Annotated in this window: 17 protein-coding genes; 9 read left to right on the top strand and 8 right to left on the bottom strand. The window is 62.2% G+C overall.

Annotation, left to right across the window (positions count from 1 at the left end):
- Positions 1 to 85: 85 nt before the first annotated feature.
- A complete protein-coding gene (locus NP503_RS23335; RefSeq protein ID WP_127272652.1) occupies positions 86 to 1048 on the top strand; it encodes an AEC family transporter in 963 nt (320 codons plus the stop codon).
- Here the strand turns inward: NP503_RS23335 and NP503_RS23330 are convergent.
- Complete coding sequence (locus tag NP503_RS23330) at positions 1025 to 2236, bottom strand: UbiH/UbiF family hydroxylase (protein WP_127272651.1); 1212 nt, start codon at positions 2234 to 2236, stop codon at positions 1025 to 1027. The genes NP503_RS23335 and NP503_RS23330 overlap by 24 nt on opposite strands.
- A 71-nt stretch (positions 2237 to 2307) precedes the next feature.
- Here NP503_RS23330 and NP503_RS23325 point away from each other — a divergent pair, with 71 nt between their 5' ends.
- From NP503_RS23325 to NP503_RS23290, 8 genes are all read left to right on the top strand, one after another.
- On the top strand, positions 2308 to 3246 hold the full coding sequence (locus NP503_RS23325; protein ID WP_127272650.1) for a DUF2182 domain-containing protein: 939 nt from the start codon (positions 2308 to 2310) through the stop codon (positions 3244 to 3246).
- A gap of 14 nt (positions 3247 to 3260) precedes the next feature.
- Positions 3261 to 3875 (top strand): DUF1326 domain-containing protein, encoded by a 615-nt coding sequence (locus tag NP503_RS23320; RefSeq protein WP_127271928.1) that lies wholly within the window; start codon positions 3261 to 3263, stop codon positions 3873 to 3875.
- Entirely contained in the window at positions 3872 to 4690 is an 819-nt protein-coding gene (gene pcsA / locus NP503_RS23315) for a phosphatidylcholine synthase (protein WP_023811884.1), read from the top strand. Before NP503_RS23320 ends, pcsA begins: the two co-directional genes overlap by 4 nt.
- Positions 4691 to 4734: 44 nt before the next feature.
- A complete protein-coding gene (locus NP503_RS23310; RefSeq protein WP_127272649.1) occupies positions 4735 to 5712 on the top strand; it encodes a quinone oxidoreductase in 978 nt (325 codons plus the stop codon).
- A 133-nt stretch (positions 5713 to 5845) separates the two neighbouring features.
- Complete coding sequence (locus tag NP503_RS23305) at positions 5846 to 7423, top strand: ABC transporter ATP-binding protein (RefSeq protein WP_164749014.1); 1578 nt, start codon at positions 5846 to 5848, stop codon at positions 7421 to 7423.
- On the top strand, positions 7420 to 8550 hold the full coding sequence (locus tag NP503_RS23300; protein ID WP_127269000.1) for an ABC transporter permease: 1131 nt from the start codon (positions 7420 to 7422) through the stop codon (positions 8548 to 8550). Before NP503_RS23305 ends, NP503_RS23300 begins: the two co-directional genes overlap by 4 nt.
- Entirely contained in the window at positions 8550 to 9470 is a 921-nt protein-coding gene (locus NP503_RS23295) for an ABC transporter permease (protein ID WP_127268999.1), read from the top strand. The genes NP503_RS23300 and NP503_RS23295 overlap by 1 nt, the downstream gene beginning before the upstream one ends.
- A 50-nt stretch (positions 9471 to 9520) precedes the next feature.
- On the top strand, positions 9521 to 10588 hold the full coding sequence (locus tag NP503_RS23290) for a BMP family ABC transporter substrate-binding protein (RefSeq protein WP_127268998.1): 1068 nt from the start codon (positions 9521 to 9523) through the stop codon (positions 10586 to 10588).
- 45 nt (positions 10589 to 10633) lie between these two features.
- On the opposite strand, the gene NP503_RS23285 is transcribed toward NP503_RS23290, so the two are convergent.
- The 7 genes from NP503_RS23285 to NP503_RS23255 form a co-directional block, all read right to left on the bottom strand.
- Positions 10634 to 11740, bottom strand: coding sequence for an acyltransferase (locus tag NP503_RS23285; protein WP_127268997.1), 1107 nt, complete (start codon positions 11738 to 11740; stop codon positions 10634 to 10636).
- Between the two features lie 98 nt (positions 11741 to 11838).
- On the bottom strand, positions 11839 to 13152 hold the full coding sequence (gene rimO / locus NP503_RS23280) for a 30S ribosomal protein S12 methylthiotransferase RimO (protein WP_127271065.1): 1314 nt from the start codon (positions 13150 to 13152) through the stop codon (positions 11839 to 11841).
- A 136-nt stretch (positions 13153 to 13288) separates the two neighbouring features.
- A complete protein-coding gene (locus NP503_RS23275) occupies positions 13289 to 13951 on the bottom strand; it encodes a TerC family protein (protein ID WP_127271063.1) in 663 nt (220 codons plus the stop codon).
- A gap of 179 nt (positions 13952 to 14130) precedes the next feature.
- A complete protein-coding gene (locus tag NP503_RS23270; protein ID WP_164748941.1) occupies positions 14131 to 14538 on the bottom strand; it encodes a DUF930 domain-containing protein in 408 nt (135 codons plus the stop codon).
- A 56-nt stretch (positions 14539 to 14594) separates the two neighbouring features.
- Complete coding sequence (locus NP503_RS23265; protein WP_127271059.1) at positions 14595 to 15293, bottom strand: DUF2161 domain-containing phosphodiesterase; 699 nt, start codon at positions 15291 to 15293, stop codon at positions 14595 to 14597.
- 102 nt (positions 15294 to 15395) lie between these two features.
- Positions 15396 to 16193: a sterol desaturase family protein gene (locus NP503_RS23260; protein ID WP_127268287.1), complete on the bottom strand. Its 798-nt coding sequence runs from the start codon at positions 16191 to 16193 to the stop codon at positions 15396 to 15398.
- A gap of 181 nt (positions 16194 to 16374) precedes the next feature.
- Complete coding sequence (locus NP503_RS23255; RefSeq protein WP_127268277.1) at positions 16375 to 17268, bottom strand: LysR family transcriptional regulator; 894 nt, start codon at positions 17266 to 17268, stop codon at positions 16375 to 16377.
- Positions 17269 to 17294 lie beyond the last annotated feature (26 nt).

Here is a 17294-nt window from a genome sequence, read left to right as displayed (position 1 = left end):
CCGCGCATCAATTCAATCCCGAGGCGCTTGACGCCCTATTAAGCAACGGGCTAGCCCGGCGCCAGGGTTTCGGACCAGCATAAAAATGTCTGACGTCATCGGTCTTGTTCTTCCGTTCTTCGGCTTGATTTTTGTCGGGTTCCTGGTGGCGCGCATCACCAGGCAGCCGCTGGAGGCGCTCGGCTGGATGAACACGTTCATCGTCTATGTCGCGCTGCCGGCACTTTTCTTCCAACTGCTTGCCAAGACGCCGTTCGAAGACCTGACGGAATGGCGCTTCATCTTCGGTTCGGTCGTCTCGACCTTCATGATATTTTCCTTGATGTTCATGGGGTCGGTCCTGACCTCGCGCGGCGAGATAGCGCAATCGACCATCAAGGCGCTCGCGGCCGCCTATGGCAATATCGGCTATATGGGACCGGGGCTGGCATTGCTGGCCTTCGGCGAGGAGGCGGCTGTGCCGGTCGCCTTGATCTTCTGTTTCGAGAACATCATGCATTTCGCCATCGCACCCATGATGATGGCGCTGTCGGGCGACGACAAGACCACGCCTCTCCGGCTTGCGCTCGGTGTCGTGCGCAAGAGCGTGCTGCACCCGTTCATCATCGCAACCGCCCTGGGCGTCGGCGCCGCCTATATCGGCTTTCGACCGCCCGTGCCGGTGGAGCGATTTCTGGAATATCTTTCCCGGGCGGCCGCACCTTGCGCGCTGTTTGCCATGGGCGTCACGCTGGCGCTCAGGCCGCTCAATCGCGTCCCGCACGAGATGGTTCCGATTGCGGCACTGAAACTGATCCTGCACCCTTTGCTCTGCTATGTCGTGTTGAGCTGGATCGGCAATTTCTCTGAGACATGGGTCTTCTCGGCGGTGCTTCTGGCGGCGTTGCCGACCGCCACCAACGTCTTCGTCATCGCCCAGCAGTATGGCGTCTGGGTACAGCGCGTGTCGGCCAGTGTGCTGATCACAACCTGCCTGTCGGTCGTGACTGTCACCGGGCTGCTCTACCTGATCCGGCACGATATCCTAGCGCCGGACCTGTTTCCCTAACCCGCCGGCAAGCGCGGCAAAACCGCTGCCTGGACGAAGCCCCTCGCGCATGAAAAAAGCCCGAAGCGGCGCGAAGCCACCGAGCACGCCGAGCCCGGCCACGCGGGCCATCTGGGCCGGCAGCATGTCGGAAAGCAGCGACATGTTGAGCAGGTTGACCGCACCGCTACGCGCCAGAATATCGGGGCGGCGCTTGAAATCGTAAGCCGCAAGCGCCTTGGCTGCACCCGGGTCCGCTCGATTTTCACAAGCGATTCCAACCAGATCGTCGACGTCCCTGATGCCGAGATTGAGGCCTTGCGCACCAATCGGCGGAAACACATGGGCGGCTTCGCCGACCAGCGCCACCCGATCTCGGGCGAAACGCAGTGGCGTCACCGCCGAAAGCGGATAGATCTGCCGGCCCGGCTCGACCGTCACCCGGCCCAGCATCGACTGCATCTGCTGTTCAACCCGCTGAGAAAGCGTCGTATCGTCCAGTGCGGCGAGGTCGGTCGCGGTCTCGGGCTTGACCACCCAGACCAGGCTGGAGCGATTGCCGGGCAACGGGACCTGCGTGAACGGACCGGTCTCGGTGTGGAATTCCGTCGAGGTGAAAGCGTGGTCGCCGCTATGGCCGAAATTGAGGACGAGAGCTGCCTGCGGGTAGGACCGGGCCGAGGTCGAGATGCCGGCCGCCTGGCGCGCCGGTGACAACCGCCCATCGGCGGCGACCGCAAGCGATGCGTCGACCGTGCTGCCGTCGGCCAGGACGGCACGGGCGTGCTCGGCATCGAGATGCCAGTTCGCCACTATCGACATCAGCCGGTCGATGCCGGCATGCGCGGCAACGGCGCTGGCGAGTGCCGGGTTGAGGACGCTGTTGGGAAGGTTCAGCCCGAACTGGTCCTCGTCGATCTCGCTGGCGCGGAAGGTGACGACCGGGCTGCGGATCAGCCGGCTGGTGGCGTCGACGATGCGCATCACTTTCAGGGGCGCCGCCTTGGATTTGACGGCTTCGAGCACGCCAAGCCGGTCGAGCACTTTCAAGGCAGGGTTCATCAGGGCTGTCGTGCGGCCATCGGGAGCGGTGGCCTCCGGCCCGACCAGTGTCACCGGGAAACCTTCGGCGGCAAAACCGAGCGCCGCGATCAGCCCTGCCGGCCCCGTGCCGGCAACCAGTATCCGCGCAGTTTGCTGATGCTCCAAGATCGGCTTCCGGCTTGCAATGCGAGGCGGGTCCACCCGACCTGCCGTTCGATGAGCATATAGGTCAGATCATGCCGCTTGATCAACGCGGCGATTCGGCCCATTCGGATGTCATGACCGGCCAGCAGGACGACTTCAGGCATCTCGACCGCGCCGGCCGCGCCATGGCCGGCATCGCGCGCAATCCTCGCGTCACGGTAAACGTCGTTGTCGGCGCTTGCATCCTGCTTGCCTGGCTGTCTCTTGCGGCGATGGCAATCCGCGGGGCTGAAACAGGGATTGCGGGCGTCGGCGCCCCTGGCGACAGGATCCTGCGCAGCCTGCCGCCACTGCCGCTGCCCGATTTCCTGGAACGGTTCTTTGTGCTGTGCCTCTCACCGGTGCCCTTGGACGCAGATCTCGGCTTGCAGGCCGGCGCGCTCGTTTTCATGTGGCTCCTGATGGCGGTCGCGATGATGCTGCCTTCGGCGGCGCCGATGATCCGCACCTATTGCGAAATCACTGACACGGCTCGCATCAAGGGCGAACCGGTCGTTCACCCGCTGGTGCTGGTCGCCGGTTACCTAAGCGTCTGGCTCGCCGCTTCAATGATGTTCGCGGCGCTGACCTTGGCCGTCCATGCATTCGCCTCGTCAGCCGGGATGCTCGATCCGGTCGTCGGCCTTGCCGGTGCGCTCGCTCTCGTGATTGCCGGCCTCTACCAGTTCAGCGGCCTCAAGGAAGCTTGCCTGAAGAAATGCAAGAACCCGTTCTCGGTCCTGTTTTCGAACTGGAGCGCAAGGCCCCTTAACATCTTTCGGCTCGGTGTCGCGCAAGGTCTGTGGTGTCTCGGCTGCTGCTGGGCCTTGATGCTGGTGATGTTCGCCGTTGGCGTCATGAACATTTTCTGGATGGCGTTGATCGGGCTGTTCACCCTGATCGAAAAACAAACAGCCAGCAGGGTTCCAACCCGGCTGGCCGGTGCGATACTGCTTGTCTGGGCAGCCGCGCTGCTAGTAGTCTCGCTATGAGTGGGGGAAAATCGATGGCAGACCAGAGCTGGGCGATGAAGGGAGAGCTCGTACTCTCCTGCAATTGCACGGTTTTTTGCCCCTGCGTGCTATCGCTTGGCAATCATCCGCCGACCGAAGGCTATTGCCAGACCTGGGCGGGGTTTCGTATCGATGCAGGCCATTTCGGTGAGGTCGATCTGTCCGGCCTCAATCTCGGGCTGATCATAGAAATCCCCGGCTACATGAGCCGCGGCAACTGGACCGCCGGCCTGTTCATCGACAGCCGAGCCTCGGTCTACGCGGTCAAGGCGCTGACCAAGATCTTCACGGGCAAGGCAGGCGGAACCACATCGCTGCTCTCCATCCTGGTCGGCAAATTCCTCGGCGTCGAACAAGTGCCGATCACCTATGAGACGCGTGACAAGACGCGTATCTTCCAGATACCGAAGATTATCGACGGGGCGGTGACACCCATCCCCGGCAAGGATCGCGACAAGGATACGGTGATCAGCAATTCGGAATACTGGATCGCGCCCGAGATTGTCGTGGCAAGGTCTGACAAGAGCAAGATGCGGGCTTTCGGCCGCAACTGGAATTTCGCCGGCCGTTCGGCCGAAATCTGCAAGCTGGATTGGCGGGGCCCGTGAGCAAGAACACAACGGCCCGAAAAGCCGCCAAAAAGATCACGGACCGGATTCCCAGGCCGAAGAAGAAGGTCACCTGGCCACAGGCGCGGGCGTTCTCCGTCCACCTCTTGACCGCCTCGGGGTCATTCCTGGCCTTCCTGTCGCTGGTAGCGGCGAGCGAAGAGCGCTGGACCGCAATGTTCTGGTGGCTCGGGCTGGCATTGTTCGTCGACGGCATCGATGGACCGATCGCGCGCAAGCTCGAGGTCAAGGAGATCCTGCCGACATGGTCAGGCGAACTGCTCGACAACATCATCGACTACGTGACCTACGTGCTGATCCCGGCCTTCGCGCTCTATCAGCGCGGCTTCATGGGCGAGGGCCTGTCTTTCCTGTCGGCGGCGATCATCGTCGTGTCCAGCGCCATCTACTATGCCGACACCGGCATGAAGACGAAGGAGAATTTCTTCAAGGGATTCCCCGTGGTCTGGAACATGGTGGTGTTCACCCTGTTCGTCATCGAGCCCGGACAATGGGTTTCGTTCGCGGTTGTGGTGGTGGCCGGCGTCCTGACTTTCGTGCCGATCAACTTCATCCACCCGGTGCGGGTGGTGCGGCTGCGGCGCATCAACCTTGGGATGACTCTCTTGTGGTGCGCTTTCGGCGCGCTTGCCCTGGCCCAGGCGGCACTCGCTGCCTTCTATGATCAGATCGGCGTGCTGGGCGAACAGGTCAGCACCTTCACCAAGATCGGCATTACCATCACCGGGCTTTACCTTGCCTGCATCGGTGGCATCATGCAGTTCTTTCCCAATCTCGGTGCCAAAAAGGCTTGATCAGCCGCTCCCACAGGAAGCCTAGCCCCACAGGAAGCCTAGCAATGTCGAAAGCGATCCGCATTCACGCCAATGGCGGCCCGGAAGTTCTGACCTATGAGGACGCTGACCCCGGCCAGCCGGGATCCGGGCAGATCCTGGTCCGGCACACCGCGATCGGCCTCAATTTCATCGATGTCTACCATCGCTCTGGCCTCTACCCGCCGCCTGGCGGCTTCCCGCTCGTGCCAGGCAGCGAAGCCGCCGGCGTGGTGCTGGAGGTCGGCCAGGGCGTCGACTGGCTGAAGCCTGGCGATCGCATCGCCTATGCCGTGACGACGGGCGCTTACGCGCAACAGCGCGTCATCGATGCCAGCCGCGTCGTCAAGGTTCCGGATGGCATCAGCGACGAACAGGCCGCGGCGATGATGCTGAAGGGCATGACCGCGGAATATCTGCTGCGCCGGACGTTCAAGGTGAAGGCCGGCGACACGATCCTGTTCCACGCCGCGGCAGGCGGCGTCGGGCTGATCCTCGGCCAATGGGCAAAACATCTCGGCGCCACCGTCATCGGCACCGCCAGCTCGTCCGACAAGATCGAGCTCGCCAGGGCGCATGGTTTCGACCATGTCATCAACTACAAGGAACAGGATTTCGTTGCCGGCGTCGCCGCCATCACCGGCGGCAAAAAATGCGACGTTGTCTACGATTCGGTCGGCAACGACACATTTCCGGCTTCGCTGGACTGCCTGCGGTCGCTTGGCATGTTCGTCAGCTTTGGCCAGTCATCGGGACCCATACCGCCGTTCAGCATGTCATTGCTGGCACAGAAGGGGTCGCTGTTCGCAACAAGGCCGACACTGTTCGTCTACAACGCAAAACGCGAGGACCTCGACGCTTCTGCCGCCGCCCTGTTCGAGGTCGTGCTCAGCGGCGCGGTCGAAATCAAGATCAACCAGCGCTACGCGCTGAAGGACGCCGGCAAGGCGCATTCCGACCTCGAGGGCCGCAGGACCACAGGGACGACCATTCTCATCCCTTAGTTCGTTCTGCCTTGCTATCCCTTGAATTTCCGCTGAAATTCTTGAAGCTCTTTCAAGACGTGTGCCGCTTTCCGATGAGAGCCGGCCGCGCCTACCATGCCTGCGGGAACACAGAACATGTCTGGCTAACCAGATGGGAGGCACTGTGAGTGCAAATCACGACGGCACGAACCTGCTTGAGGTTCGTGGCCTCACCAAGATATTCGGCACGCTGACGGCGTGCGATCATATCGATCTCGACATCGCCAGGGGTGAGATCCACGCCCTGCTTGGCGAAAACGGCGCCGGCAAGTCGACGCTGGTGAAGATGCTGTTCGGTTCGCTGGAGCCCAATGCCGGCGAGATCTTCTGGAACGGGCAGGCCGTCAGGATTTCCAGCCCCGGCGTCGCGAAAAAACTCGGTATCGGTATGGTGTTCCAGCACTTCTCGCTGTTCGAGGCGCTGACCGCGGCCGAAAACATTGCCCTGTCGCTGGACGACGGCTCGCCGATCAACAGCATCGCTGCGAAGGCGAGGGCGCTTTCCTTCAGCTACGGCCTGCCGCTCGATCCTGAATCGCTGGTCGGCGACCTGTCGGTAGGCGAACGCCAACGCATCGAAATCATCCGTTGCCTGTTGCAAACGCCTCAGCTCATCATCCTGGACGAGCCGACCTCGGTGCTGACGCCGCAGGAAGCCGACAAGCTGTTCGAGACGCTGGAGCGCCTGCGTTCGGAAGGCAAATCCATCCTCTACATTTCGCACCGGCTCGAAGAGGTCAAACGCATCTGCGACCGCGCCACCGTGCTGCGTCACGGCAAGGTCGTCGGCCATTGCAACCCGCGCGAGGAAACCGCCTCTTCGCTGGCCCGCATGATGGTCGGCAACGAGGTGCAGGCCGTGGTGCGCGCGCCGGTCGAGGGGATCGCCACGGCGCAGCCGCTGCTCGAGATTCGCAACCTCAGCCGCAAGCCGGCAACACCGTTCTCGATCCCGCTCAAGGGCATCAACCTGAACGTCCGGGCGGGCGAGGTGATCGGCATCGCTGGCGTCGCCGGCAACGGCCAGGGCGAGTTCTTCGAATCCGTCTCAGGCGAAGTGCCGCAGCAGGATGCATCCTCGGTGCGCATTCGCGGTAAGGACGCAGGCGGCCTCACCATCACCGGGCGCCGACTGCTGGGCGCTGCCTTCGTGCCGGAGGAGCGCCTCGGCCACGGTGCGGCACCGCGCATGAAGCTTTCCGAAAACCTGCTGCTGTCGCGCCATGCCACCGACGGCAAGGCGTTCGTCGGTTCCGGCGGGATGGTGAAGAGCGGTGCCATCCAAGCCGCGTCCCAACGCATCATCGAGGCGATGGATGTACGCAAGAGTGCGCCGGATCCGGAGGCCGCGGCCCTTTCGGGCGGCAATCTGCAGAAATTCATCGTCGGCCGTGAACTCGACCGCCGGCCAAGCGTCATGGTGGTGAACCAGCCGACCTGGGGCGTGGATGCGGGCGCTGCCGCTCATATCCGCCAGGCCTTGATCGAGTTGTCGCGCAGCGGATCGGCGGTGCTGGTGATCAGCCAGGATCTCGACGAGCTGTTCGAGATATCGGATGCGATCGCGGTCATGCACAATGGCGAGCTGTCGAAACCTATGCCGATCGCCGAGGCAACCTTCGAAAAGGTAGGTTTGCTGATGGGCGGCGCCGAACCAGGCCACGCCGAACACTCGCTGGAGACGGCATGATGCGCCTCGAACTCGTCAAACGCCCGCAGCGTTCCATGCTGTTTTCGGCCCTGTCGCCGTTCATCGCCTTCGCGCTGACCATCATTGCCGGCGCCGTCATGTTCGCGCTGCTCGGCGTCAATCCGCTGACCGCGTTCAATATCTATTTTATCGAGCCGATCAGCCAGGTCTGGCAGCTACATGAGCTGGCGATCAAGGCAGCGCCGCTCATCCTGATCGCCGTCGGCCTGTCGGTCTGCTACAAGGCCAACATCTGGAACATCGGCGCCGAAGGCCAGTTCATCCTCGGCGGCATTGCCGGTTCGATGATTCCCGTGCTGTTTCCGCAGTTCGAAGGTCCGCTGGTGCTGCCGCTGATGCTGTTGCTCGGCATGGTCGGCGGCGCGGCCTATGCCGCGATCCCGGCTCTGCTCAAGACTCGCTTCGGCACCAACGAAATCCTGACCAGCCTGATGCTGGTCTACGTCGCGCAGCTCTTCCTTGATTGGCTGGTGCGCGGACCCTGGCGCGATCCGCAGGGCCATGGTTTCCCGCAGACCATCCAGTTCAACGATTCGGCCGTGTTGCCGGAGCTGATGCCGGATGCCGGACGGGCAAACTGGGGTTTTGTCTTCGCATTGGTCGCCGCGGTGCTGGTCTGGATCCTGATGAGCCGCATGCTGAAAGGTTTTGAGGTGCGCGTGCTGGGCTCAAGCCCGCGGGCAGGGCGCTTCGCCGGCTTCGGCCTCAACCGCATGGTCTTTTTTGCTTTCCTGCTGTCAGGCGCTCTGGCGGGTCTCGCCGGCATCTCCGAGGTCTCGGGCGCTATCGGGCAACTGCAGCCTGTCATTTCGCCCGGCTATGGCTTCACCGCCATCATCGTGGCTTTCCTTGGCCGCCTCAACCCGCTCGGCATCGTTGCCGCCGGTCTGGTGCTGGCGCTGACCTATCTCGGCGGCGAAGCGGTGCAGAGCGCGCTCGGCATCTCCGACAAGGTGGCGCGGGTGTTCCAGGGCATGCTGCTGTTCTTCGTGCTCGGCTGCGACACGCTCATCCACTACCGCATTCGCCTGGTCGGCCTGGCGCTGACCAAGCCGGAAGGTGCCGCGAAACTCGAAGCCGCGCCAAAGTTGAAGGAAGCCCGTTGATGGACATCACCGTAAACATCCTTCTGACCATCGCCACGGCGGCAACGCCCCTGTTGATCGCGGCAATCGGCGAACTGGTGGTCGAGCGCTCCGGCGTGCTCAATCTCGGCGTCGAGGGCATGATGATCATGGGCGCTGTCGGCGGATTCGGCGCGACCTATCTCACCGGCTCGCCCTGGATCGGCCTTTTGGCGGCAATCGCCATGGGCGCGGTGTTCTCGCTGCTGTTTGCCGTCATGACGCTGTCGCTGGCCACCAACCAGGTGGCGACCGGCCTGTCGCTGACGCTGCTCGGCCTTGGCCTGTCCGGCATGATGGGCACCAGCTTTGTCGGCCAACCCGGCGAAAGGCTGCCCAACCTCTACATTCCCGGTCTGACGGAAATGCCTGTCGTCGGCAGGCTGCTGTTCGGTCAGGACCCGATCTTCTACATTTCGATCGCGCTCACCGCGGCCGTCATGTGGTTCCTGTTCAAGACAAGGACCGGACTGACGCTGCGCTCGATCGGCGACAGCCACACCTCGGCCCATGCGCTTGGCATCCAGGTCATCCGCTATCGCTATCTCGCGGTGATCTTCGGCGGCGCCTGTGCCGGGCTTGCCGGCGGCCATCTGTCGCTGGTCTACACGCCGCAATGGGTCGAGAACATGAGCGCCGGCCGCGGCTGGATCGCGCTGGCGCTGGTGGTGTTCGCCTCCTGGCGGCCATGGCGGGTGCTGGCCGGCGCCTACATCTTCGGCGCGGTGTGGATCGGCCAGCTTCATGCACAGGCTTTTGGCATTCCAGTGCCTTCACAGTTCCTTTCTTCGCTGCCCTATCTGGCAACCATCGTGGTTCTCGTTCTAATCTCGCGCAACAAGCGTCTGACGATGATGAACACGCCGGCTTCCTTGGGGCAGCCATTCGTTCCGGATCGTTGACAATAAAAACAAACGGGAAGCTCCAAGGCTTAACTCAGAGAGGTAACACAATGAAAAAACTGCTTATTGCCCTGATGACCACGACCGCCGCCATGTCGCTGGCAGTGACGGCGGAAGCTGCGGACAAGCTGAAGGCATGCTGGGTCTACACCGGCCCGATCGGCGACTTCGGCTACTCCTACCAGCACGACCAGGGCCGTCTCGATGTGGAGAAGGCGCTCGGTGACAAGGTCGAAACAGCCTATCTCGAAAACGTCTCGGAAGGTCCCGACGCCGACCGCGCTTTCGAGCGCCTGGCGCGCGAAGGCTGCAAGCTCATCTTCGGCACCTCCTTCGGCTTCATGGACCCGGAAGTGAAGGTCGCCAAGAAATTTCCCAAGGTGATGTTCGAGCACGCCACCGGCTACAAGACATCGGACAATCTTGGCATCTACAATGCCCGCTTCTATGAAGGCCGCTACATTCTCGGCCAGATCGCCGCCAAGGAATCGAAGGCCGGCGTGGCCGGCTACATCGTTTCCTTCCCGATCCCGGAAGTGGTGATGGGCATCAACTCCTTCATGCTCGGCGCCCAGTCGATCAACCCGAACTTCAAGGCAAAGATCGTCTGGGTGAATACATGGTTCGATCCGGGCAAAGAAGCCGACGCCGCCAAGGCGCTGTTCGACCAGGGGGCCGACATCATCGTCCAGCACACCGATTCGACTGCTGCCCTGCAAGTGGCCGAAGAGCGGGGCCTGAAGGGCTTTGGCCAGTCTTCGGACATGATCAAGTTCGCGCCCAAGGCGCAGCTGACTTCGATCACCGATGATTGGGGTCCCTATTACATCAGCCGGGTCCAGGCAGCCCTCGACGGCACGTGGAAGCCTGGCAATGTCTGGCTCGGCATCAAGGACGGTGCCGTCAAGATGTCCGCTTACACCAACATGCCCGACGACGTGAAAGCGATGGCGCAGGCCACCGAAAAGAAGATCGTCGACGGCTGGAACCCCTTCACGGGACCGATCGCCAAGCAGGACGGCACGCCGTGGCTGAAGGACGGCGAAGTCGCCGACGACGGCACGCTGCTCGGCATGAATTTTTATGTGAAGGGCGTCGACGACAAGCTGCCGAAATAACCAGCGCGAGACATGAGACGGAGGGGCGCCGCGAGGCGCCCTTCTTCATTCGGCGGGCTGTGCGCCGGCAGAGGGGCGATGAAACCGCGTTCGTCCGGCATCGACCACACGGCCGAGCCAGAACCTGAGCAACCGCTGTACCGGTCGTTCGCAGGTGCGCCAGATCGCCCACGAAATGAAAAGCATGAGCACGACGCAACCAAGGGCGGCAATCCATTTGCCGACAATGGGCGTTGCCGCATTGATGGCGAGATAGCCGATCTCCTGATGCAGCAGATAGAGCGGATAGGTCAGCCCGCCCAGCGCCAGGGTGAGCGCCGATGCCCTCACACGGTGGCGCAACAGCACCGCGCCGATCAGGGCCGCGTGCATGACGGCGTTGGCGAAGACAAGATTGGCCGAGGAGACGGCAATGCCGTAGTGGCCGAGCATCCAGCGCTGCGTCACCGACAGCGTTCCGCAGGAGATCAGGAACGCGGCGGCGAGCAGCAGCAGGGCCGGCACAGAACGGTCATGCGAATGGATGTGGTGGACCAGCACGCCGGCGGCGAAGAACGGGCCGAACTCGGTGAGGAACAGCAGCCTGGCTCCGCCGCTGCCGATGAAGAACTCGTTCAAGGCCGAGATCGCCAGCCAGATGAAGATCAGCTCCAGCTTGCGTTTCTGGAAGAGCCCGGTGAACAGGGCCAGCGTGATCCATCCGTAGAACACCAGTTCAAGCACGATCGACCAGTAGACGCCGTCCATGAAGGGTTGGCCGAAGGCCGGCGCGAACATCGACAGGTTGGCGACGTACTGGCTGAAAGAGGCTGGAAGCAACGGCGTGCCGGCAAGGGTGAGAACTGCGAAGGTGATCGTCATGCAGAACAGAAAACCCGGATAGAGGCGAACGAACCGCGCGATCGCAAACTGATCCCAGCTCCGGTTTTCCGCCGACCAGGCAATGACGAAACCGCTGATCAGGAAGAACAGATTGACGCCGAGATAGCCGTAGAGGGCGAACGGTGCGGCAAGCGGATAGCCCTGCGCGAGGTAGCCTTCGGCGGCCGCGCCGCGAAAGAAATAGTGAAAGAACACGACGGCAAGTGCTGCCGCCAGCCTGAGCAGGTCCAGCGTCGCGATGTAATTTTGTTCCGCAGATCTGGTGTTCATCCGCATTTCCCCGCATCTCCGGTCCGCAAACCATAGAGCGGATCGCGGCTGAGCGGGTTAAAAGGCTGAACTATCGCCAGATGTAGTAAATACGGCCCTCAGACCGCCGAACCATAAAGGTCATAGGCGTCGGCGCGGTCGATCTTGACGGTGACGATATCGCCCTGGCGCAAAGGGCGGCGCGATTGGATATGCACCGAGCCATCGATCTCGGGCGCGTCGTATTTGGTGCGGCCCTTTGCCGACGTGCCATGCGCCTCGTCGATCAGCACCGGCAGGCGCTTGCCGACCTTCTTGGCCAGCTGCGTTGCCGAAATCTTCTGCTGGCGCTGCATGAAACGGTGCCAGCGCGCCTCCTTGATCTCCTGGGGAACCTGTTCGAGACCGAGATCGTTGGAGCGGGCGCCGCGGACCGACTCGTATTTGAAGCAGCCGGCGCGATCGATCTTGGCCTCGTCGAGCCAGTCGAGCAGCATCTCGAAATCGTCGTCCGTCTCGCCGGGAAAGCCGACGATGAAGGTCGAGCGGATGGCCAGATCCGGGCAGACCTCACGCCAGCCGCGAATGCGCTCGAGCGTCTTTTCGCCGTGTGCCGGCCGGCGCATGTTCTTCAACACCTGCGGCGAAGCGTGCTGGAAGGGGATATCCAGGTAAGGGAGGATCTTGCCCTCTGCCATCAGCGGGACGACGTCGGCGACATGCGGGTAGGGGTAGACATAGTGCATGCGCACCCAGATGCCGAGCTTGCCCAGTTCCTCGGACAGATCGAGGAATTTTGCGCGCACCTCACGGTCGCCGAACATCGACGTCTGATACTTGATGTCGATGCCGTAGGCGCTGGTGTCCTGTGAGATCACCAGAAGTTCCTTGACCCCAGCCTTGGCCAGTTTCTCGGCCTCGCGCAGCACATCGGCCGCCGGCCGCGAGACGAGGTCGCCACGCAGTGCCGGAATGATGCAAAAGGTACAGCGGTTGTTGCAGCCTTCGGAAATTTTCAGATAGGCGTAGTGGCGCGGCGTCAGCTTGACACCCTGCGGCGGCAAAAGATCGACATAAGGGTCGTGCGAAGGCGGCGCGGCCTCATGCACGGCAGCCATCACGCTCTCATAGGCCTGCGGCCCGGTGATCGCCAGCACATTGGGGTGCTTTTCGCGAATGACGTCCGGCTCGGCGCCCAGGCAACCGGTGACGATCACCCGGCCGTTTTCCGAAAGCGCGGAGCCGATGGCGTTGAGCGACTCGTCGCGAGCGGAATCGAGAAAGCCGCAAGTGTTGACGACGACAAGGTCGGCGCCGTCATGCTTGCGGGCGATTTCGTAACCTTCGGCGCGCAGGCGCGTGATGATGCGCTCCGAATCCACAAGGGCCTTCGGGCATCCAAGACTGACAAAACTCACGCGTGGAGCGGACATAGAGCGTTTCCGGGCTTTTCAGGATTGCCGGCGCAGTACCACACTTATTGCGGCATTGGTATGGGCACGCCCGCGATGCGGCAAAACGCACGGCGGTCTTGCTTCCACGGCGTGAAGATGCCGATGTCTGCCAGCCTCAGCCGACCGCACCGTTTACATGCGGCCAAACCTCCACCGCGCCACGATAGATCATGTCCACAGCCACATAGAAAATGATCAGCAGGCCGACATAGGCAATCCAGCGGTGGCGATGCAGCAGCTTGGCAATGAAAGTCGCGGCCAGCCCCATCAGGGCGATCGACAGCACCAGGCCGATGATCAGCACCGGAAAATGGTCACGCGCCGCTCCAGCCACCGCCAGCACGTTGTCGAGCGACATCGACACATCGGCGACGACAATCTGCAAGGCAGCCTGGCCAAGGGTCTTGCGCTTCGTCTTGCCGGCGACCGCCTGGTCGTTGTTGAGGTCCGAATTCGACAGTGCCTCGGTCGCTTCCAATTCATCGGCATGGGACGTACGCAACTCGCGATACATCTTCCAGCAGACCCACAGCAGCAGGATGCCGCCGGCGAGCAGCAGGCCGACGATCGCCAGCAGCTTGACGGTAATTGCGGCAAACCCGATGCGCAGCACCGTTGCCGCCACCACGCCGAGAAGAATCGCCTTCTTGCGTTGTTCGGCAGGCAGGCCGGCCGCGGCGAGGCCGATGACGATCGCATTGTCGCCAGCCAGCACGAGGTCGATGGCGATGACCTGGAGCAGGGCGGTCAGACTGGCAGCGCTGAAAAAAATGTCCATCGACAGGAAGCCCTTGCTGATTTGCCGAGTGTTCGTCGATTATCCAGAGGCCCTAACTTGGTGGTCCCCTGGCGTCAAGGGATCACGCGTGGCTGCATCACCGAAGCAGCGTTGCGTCAAGCCGGATCAGGCTTTGCGGCACTCGCCGGCAGCCGGGCAAAACCATGGCCGATCACAAATCAATCGTAGAGATTGTACTTTGCCCAGTCGGCTTCTGGAATCTCGTCCCCGATCCGGTAACGGAGCTGCAGAACTTCCATATGGTCCGGCGCGGTCTGGCACTTGAATTTCAGCCGGTACCACTGCCCCTTGCTGCGAAACGCAGCACCCGAGCTCTTGATTGCATCGGCGCCCATCTCGGGCGTGGCGAAGGCGTAGGCGACGACGCGATCGGCTTCGAACTTGCGATCGTCATGGGTGATGCGGTCGAGCACTTCGGCGTCGCAACGCTGTTCAAGACGGGTTTGGGGATCGAGTTTCATCAGACCGGCGCGCAATGCATTGTCCATTGCGCTGGCTGGAAAACTCAGTGTCACTGACGCCAAGGCGGTCATGCAGAGCTTCTTCATGGGCGGGACAACCAACATATTTTGTCGGAGAAATCAACCGAGCGAACCGCCTCGGACGCCGCGGGAATCTTCAATCATATGGCCGGTGCGTTCAAAATTGCGTGTCGGGATTCGTCGTGCGATGCCTGCGGCCAACGGACCAAAGACGCACGGCCGGCATCGGTGAGATCGTAAAGGCCGCGGTCGACGCGCGCGAACCAGCCATAGACATTGTGCTGCAGGATTTTCGGCGCGATCGGCGTCACCGCCTTCAGATCTCGCGGCCGCCTGGGTCCGTCCGCCATGGCGGCAGCGCAGGCGAGGGCGCTTTGACGATAGGCCGTCATGATCGGATTGCGCGATCCTCCTCCGGCAACCGGATCGCCGCGACGGCGCTGGTGCTCGTCGACCAGACGAGAGCGCCGGCGGGCATTCTTGCGCGGCGCCAGCGCGATCGGGCTGAGAAGCACTTCGACCCGGTCCGTCCCGGTCACACCGAGCAGGCCGAAGCCAAGACGGCGGCAGAGATTGCGGAACCTGGCATCGCTTTCGCGGCCCTTGCCGCGGGCCGACATGCGCGCGGCCAGCCACACCTCGTCGCAGGCCGCCGCGCGATCGACACCTTGCAGCACCAGTTCGAGATTGAACTGCAGCTTCAACTCGCAGATGACGACAACCGGCGGCTCCCCCTCGCGCAACGCAACGACATCGCAGCCGCCGATCTCGCCTTTGACGACGAAGTCGAGGCTTTCGAGGAACCGCTTCACCGGCGCATAGAGTGAGGTTTCGTTCATGCCTCAAGGTTTAGCCGATTCGACGCGAAAAGCCTTCCCGGGGTTCGGCGTTCCACGGCCCGAAAGCGGATCGGGGTGGATACCGCACCGTCGGGCCAGCTGTCAGGCTTCGGTCTTCGGCACTGCCCGGTTCGGCAGCTTCCTGCGGCGCAGGAGCGGATAGCCGATCTGACCGAAATAGGTGGAAGGGATCGGATCGTCGACGCCGTACTTTTCCGGCACCTTGTCGCCGGTGGGATTGTAGGTGCCGAACAGCATGTCGAGGAAAGGCAACTGCCCGGCGAAGTTCTTGTCATAGGCTTCGCGCTGGTTGGCATGGTGCCAGCGATGGAACTGCGGGCTGGCGATCAGCCACTTCAAAGGGCCGAACGGAATCCGCACGTTTGAATGAACAAGCAGCGTGTGTCCAAGGTAGATGGTCGAAAAGACAGCGATCGAGGCTTCCGAGAAGCCGAGGAAAAAGATCGGCGTCAGCGATATTGCCTTTGTGACGATGGCGTCGACGGGGTGATTGTGGAAGGCCCCGAGCCAGTCGAGTTCCTCAATGCCGTGGTGAACGGCATGGAACTTCCAAAGCGCGGGGATTTTGTGGAAGGCCCGATGTGTCCAGTAGACGCCGATATCGGTAATCACGATGATTTCGGCAACCTGCAGCCAGACGGGCTGGCCGCTGACGGCCTGCGTTATCGCCGGCGGGACAAGGAGCGCAGCGGCACCGAGCGCGCCTGCCGCCATCATGACGATGGCCAGCTTTATGATGAAGCCGTTGAACAGCAGATAGATCAGATCGACAGCAAACCCCTTGCGGAAGATCTTCTGCGGCCGCTCGGCAAACAGATGTTCGAACGGAATGAAGATCAGCGCGCAGATCAACAGTGCCTTGATGCCAAAGATATCCATCGATTCGCCTCTGCGCGTCGTCTGCGCCTCCGAGAGGAACCACATCTCCCTTTCCAAAGGCTAAAGGCTCTGTAAGGGCGCTAACGCACGGAACGTGCAAGCAATGTCGCCGAACGCAACGGCTCGGAGCAATGGGACCGTCGAACGCGGTTGTTTGACACGGCTTCGAACCGTTCGTGTCCTAGCCGTCAAGACCCCAAAGATCCGGGTTGCGTTTGAAATACTCAATCAGCATGTCGGTGAGCACGCGCACTTTCCGCGTAGGATGCTGCCCCGGCGGGCGTACGACATACGCAGCTCCCGGAGGTACCGGATAGCGTGTCATGATCGGGACCAGCGCGCCGGAGGCCACATGTTCATGTGTAATGCAATCGGGGAGCCAGGCGATGCCGAGACCCGCCGCCGCCGCCGCGGCAAGCGCCGTGGCGCTGTCGGCCTTGAACCTGCCCTGCGGCTGGACCGTAACAATCTTGTCGCCATCCATGAACTGCCAGGCTTCCGTTCCCTGCATGAGGGCCTGATGGGTGACGAGTTCGTCCGGAGTCTCGGGTGACGCGTGCGCTTTGATGTAATCCGGGCTCGCGACAAGCTTTCCATGGATAGGCCCGACGCGCTTCGCGATCAGGTTGGAATCCTGAAGGTAGGCGCCCCGGATCGCGCAATCGAAACCCTCTGCGATGAGATCGACGAAGCGATCGCTATAAGAAGTATGGATGTGAAGCTTCGGGTGCAGACGCGCCATTTCCGCGAGCACGGGAGCAAAATGGGTCGCGCCGAAAGTAAGCGGCATGGCAACCCTCAGGCGGCCGCGTAGCTCACCGGTGGGGAAGATCGCTTCCCTGGCCGTATCAATCTCGGCGCTGGCTCGGGCCGCATGATCTCTGAAAGTAATTCCCGCCTCCGTGAGCGCGGCGCCGCGGGTCGTTCGTGCAAGAAGCTGGACGCCAAGCTCCGCCTCAACCCGAAAGAGCCGCCGACTGACGATCGACTTGGAGACGCCGAGTCGGCGGGCGGCGGCCGATACGCCCCCGGCATCGGCCACTACGACGAATGTCTGCAGATCTTCGATGTCCAATCGGCGTTCCTCGTTTCGCGACACAG

This window comes from Mesorhizobium sp. SEMIA396 (assembly GCF_024518615.1).
Lineage (GTDB): Bacteria > Pseudomonadota > Alphaproteobacteria > Rhizobiales > Rhizobiaceae > Mesorhizobium.
This window is presented reverse-complemented; position numbering and strand designations above follow the sequence as displayed.